Annotated in this window: 4 protein-coding genes; 2 read left to right on the top strand and 2 right to left on the bottom strand. The window is 72.8% G+C overall.

Annotated features, from left to right (window positions below):
* Both E1291_RS39935 and E1291_RS39930 read right to left on the bottom strand, forming a co-directional pair.
* Nucleotides 1-447: hypothetical protein (locus E1291_RS39935; RefSeq protein WP_131743197.1), on the bottom strand; the 447-nt coding region annotated here is incomplete at its 3' end.
* Nucleotides 448-546: 99 nt separating this feature from the next.
* Nucleotides 547-1,635 carry a glycosyltransferase family 2 protein gene (locus E1291_RS39930; protein WP_131743196.1) on the bottom strand — a complete coding sequence of 363 codons (1,089 nt, stop codon included), beginning with the start codon at nucleotides 1,633-1,635 and terminating at the stop codon, nucleotides 547-549.
* A 201-nt stretch (nucleotides 1,636-1,836) separates the two neighbouring features.
* Here E1291_RS39930 and E1291_RS39925 point away from each other — a divergent pair, with 201 nt between their 5' ends.
* Both E1291_RS39925 and E1291_RS39920 read left to right on the top strand, forming a co-directional pair.
* A complete protein-coding gene (locus E1291_RS39925; protein WP_131743195.1) occupies nucleotides 1,837-3,501 on the top strand; it encodes an LCP family protein in 1,665 nt (554 codons plus the stop codon).
* A 62-nt stretch (nucleotides 3,502-3,563) separates the two neighbouring features.
* The coding region (locus tag E1291_RS39920; protein ID WP_165495529.1) for an acyl-CoA thioesterase domain-containing protein at nucleotides 3,564-3,904 on the top strand (341 nt) is incomplete at its 3' end.

Genomic DNA, 3,904 nt, shown 5'->3' with positions numbered 1-3,904 from the left:
CGGCGGGCCGCCGTGGCGCGGCGCGCGCGTGGCGGCCCGCCAGCGCGACGGCGCGGCGGACGCGACGAGCAGCGCGACGCCGAGGACGAGCAGCATGCCGTACGGGCCGAGGTACTGGTAGCCGCGGTCGAGGTCATCGGGCAGCTTGCGGGCGGTGTGCTCGATCGACCAGCGCGGCGCGACCACCCACAGCGCGCCGGCGGCGGCGAAGACGGCGCCGGGGACGAGCGAGGCGAGCGGCGACACCCGGGTGCCCGTCACCAGGCCGATCACGACCGCGGCCGCCAGCAGCAGCGCCGCGGCCGTCCAGCGATCGTTGCCGTGGGCGTAGTACCGCAGGAAATAGCGGGCCAGCCGGTTCGTGGCGTACAGCAGGCATCCGGCGATCACCGGGGTCACGATCAGGCCGATCACCACGCCTATCGCGTGGCGGGCGCCGTTGGACATGGCCACCTCCTCGGGGGGCGGGAGGCATGATCCCGCCAACCTAACCCTCAGACGTGCCCGGACGCACCAGGGTTCGGGGGTGGTTTCCGGCCGCGGCCTCTACCGGGCGGCTCCGCCGGGCTTGGCCGGGGCCGGCTGGCCCAGGCCGGGCGGGCTGGTGAGGAACCCGACGCCCCAGGTGAGGTGCATGGTCGCGAAGACCAGCGGGAGCCGCAGCCACGCGCCGAACGGCAGGCCCCGCCCCTCGACGGCGGCGCCCGCCACCATCGCGGCCGCGTATCCGCCGGGCAGGATCCAGCCCGGCCAGAACCCGAACGCCCCGGCGACGGCGCCCGCGGTCATCGCCAGCACCGCGATGGGCGGGGCGAGGTAGCGCAGGTTGAGCGTGCCCTGGTGCTCGCGGCCGACGACGCGGCGCCAGCGGCCGGTGTGGAAGTACTGCTTGGCCAGCGCCCGCAGGTTGGGGCGGGGACGGTAGGTGACCCGCATGCGGGGGGTGAAGAAGATGCGGCCGCCGCTCTGCCGGATGCGGTGGTTCATCTCCCAGTCCTGGGCGCGGGTGAACGTCTCGTCGTACCCGCCGACGCGCTCCAGCGCGCTGCGGCGGAACGTGCCGAGGTAGACGGTCTCGACCTCGCCCGCCTCGCCGCCGGTGTGGAAGCGGGCGTTGCCGACGCCGAGCTTGGACGTCATCGCGCGCGCGACGGCCTTCTCGAACGCGGTGACGCCCTCGGCGGCCATGATCCCGCCGACGTTGTCGGCGCCCGACTCCTCCATCGTCTCGACGGCGGCGCGGACGTAGTCGGGCGGCAGCAGCGAGTGCCCGTCCACCCGGACGATGATCGAGTACTGCGACGCCTTGATGGCGATGTTGAGGCCCTGCGGGGTGCGGCCGGTCGGGTTGGCGACGACGACGATGCGCGGATCCTCGCCGGCGAGCCTGCCGGCGATCTCCTCGGTGCGGTCGCGGGACGGTCCGACCGCGAGCACCAGTTCCAGATCGCCGGGATAGTCCTGGCTCATGATGCGCCGGACGGAGTCGGTCAGGTGCCGCTGCTCGTTGAGCACCGGCATCACGATCGAGACGGCGGGCCAGGTGCGGTCATCGGCGCCGGGCCGCCGGTCGTGCCGCTGTTCGCGCTGCTGGTCCTGCTGCTGGGCGTGCTGGGCATGCGGAGACGGATTCATGTGGGCTCGCGGGCGCACCTCGGCCGAGCGGCCGGAGGGAGGCCCCACTTCCTCTCTCTTGCTCGCTTGTCTGACGCAGCCCACGCCACCCAGGTTTGCGTGCGGGCCGCCGGGGTGTGGTCAAGACGGCGCCACGTTACTGCAAGGACACGAGGCCCAGGTAGCGAACGGACGGGTCTTCACCACTTTAGAGTGGTCGGCATGGCAGACGGGCACGACTCGGGTCATGACGACGCCGACCCGCTGGAGCGCTACTTCCGGCCGCGGCCCGGAGGCGGCGAGCCGGAGGGGGCCGAGGGCGACGGCGACATCGACGGCGTCACCGTCGAGGGGATGCCCGCGCCGCGGGTCCAGGTGGAGAAGCGGGGGCCGCGGCGTCCCGGGCCGGGACTGAGCCCGCGGGCCGCGGTGAGCGCCCGGCGGCAGCGCCGCTTCCTGATGGTCACCGGGACGATGTCGGCGTTCGTGCTGCTGACCTCGGGCGGCGCGTGGGCGTTCCAGAACTACGTGACCGGCGCCATCGACAAGGTGTCGGTCGGCGGGCTGGGCAAGGGCAAGGACGCGCCGAAGGGCGCGATGACGATCCTGGTGGCGGGCGTCGACCGCCGCGAGGGCCTGACGCGCGAGCAGCAGCGCGCGGCCAAGCTCGGGCACGAGCCGGGCGAGCGGTCCGACACGATGCTGCTGCTGCACGTCTCGCGGAACCACGACCGCGTGTCGATCGTGAACCTCCCCCGCGACTCCTACGTCACGATCCCCTCGCACAGGTCGAACGGCTCGGAGGGGGTCAAGGGGGCACAGGTCGGCGCTCGTCCGGGCAAGCTCACCTGGGCGTACCAGTTCGGTGGGCCGGACCTGACGGTCGACACCATCAAGCGAACCACGGGCGTGTCGATCGACCACTACGTCGAGATCAACTTTTATGGGTTCGTCAACATGGTGGACGCGCTCGGCGGCGTGGACGTGTGCGCCGAGCAGGCGATCGACGACCCCAAGAGCGGGCTCAAGCTGCCCGCCGGGAAGTCGCATGTGGACGGTCTCAAGGCCCTCGGCTTCGCCCGCGCCCGCTACACGCTGACCGGGGGCAGCGACCTCGGGCGCATCGACCGGCAGCAGCAGTTCATGGCCTCGATGATGAAGCAGGCCCTGTCCAGCAAGACGCTCAGCGACCCGGTCAAGTCGGCGAAGTTCCTCAACGCGGCGCTGAAGTCGCTCCGTGTCGACCCGAAGCTCGCCAAGAACCTGCCGAAGCTGACCGAGCAGATGAAGGACCTGTCCACCGACAACATGACCTTCGCCAAGGTCCCGCTGTCCAACCAGGGTTTCGACACCGTGCTGTGGAACTCGCCGAGGCCGCAGTCGACCGTCCAGTGGGACCAGGGCAAGGCCCGTGACCTGTTCACCCGCATCCGCCGCGACCAGCCCCTGGTGAAGGACGCGCCGAAGCCGAGCGCTACGCCGGCGCCCACCAAGTCCAAGAACGACCTGACGGTGGCTCCGGACCACATCCAGGTCCGGGTCCTCAACGCCATCGGCACGCGCGGGCTGGCGACGCGGGCGGGCAGGGAGCTGTCGGGCGCGGGCTTCCACGCGACGGTCGTCCCCGGCGTCGCCGGCCGGGGCCTGCAGACCACGCAGATCCAGTACGGGCCGGACCGCAAGGACGCGGCGAAGACGCTGGCGGCGGCGATCCCCGGCGCCAGGCTGAAGGAGGTCGACGCCCTCGGGTCCCAGATCAGGATCATGGTCGGCGCCGACTGGGACGGCGTGAAGAAGGTGAAGGCCGGTTCCGCGACGCCGACCGCCGCGCCGACCGAGGAACCCTCCCTGGAGACCGGAACCGCCACCCAGAAGCTCTGCGGCTGACGGCGGCGCTCCCGCCGCCGTCCCGTACCTAGAATGATCTTCTAGGTACGGGAGGGGTGCGGATGGACGGATCGGCGACGGCGTTCTACGAGCCGCTCGGCGGCGGGCGGTTCGCCGCCACCACCGCCACGGCGGGGCCGTGGTCAGCGGAGTTCCAGCACGCGGGGCCGGTCGCGGCCCTGTTCGGCCGGGCGTTCGAGCGGCACGAGCCGGTCCCGGGCACCCGGGTGGCGCGGGTGACGGTGGACCTCCTCGGCCCGGTGCCCGTGGCGCCGCTGGAGGTGCGGGCGCGGGTCGTCCGGCCGGGGCGCCGGATCACGCTGCTCGAGGCCGAGATGACCGGCGCGGGCCGGCCGGTCGCGCGCGCCGCCGCCTGGCGGATCATGGCGGCGCCGGCCCGGCT

The organism is Actinomadura roseirufa (assembly GCF_900659635.1).
In the GTDB taxonomy this organism is placed as follows: Bacteria; Actinomycetota; Actinomycetes; order Streptosporangiales; family Streptosporangiaceae; genus Spirillospora; species Spirillospora roseirufa.
The sequence above is the reverse complement of the archived record's forward strand: the minus strand, read 5'-3'. Positions and strand labels throughout refer to the sequence as shown.

Excerpts from the sequence above, each read along its gene's own strand:
- E1291_RS39930 (WP_131743196.1), bottom strand. The coding sequence starts at position 1,635 with ATGAATCCGTCTCCGCATGCCCAGCACGCCCAGCAGCAGGACCAGCAG.
- E1291_RS39925 (WP_131743195.1), top strand. The coding sequence starts at position 1,837 with ATGGCAGACGGGCACGACTCGGGTCATGACGACGCCGACCCGCTGGAG.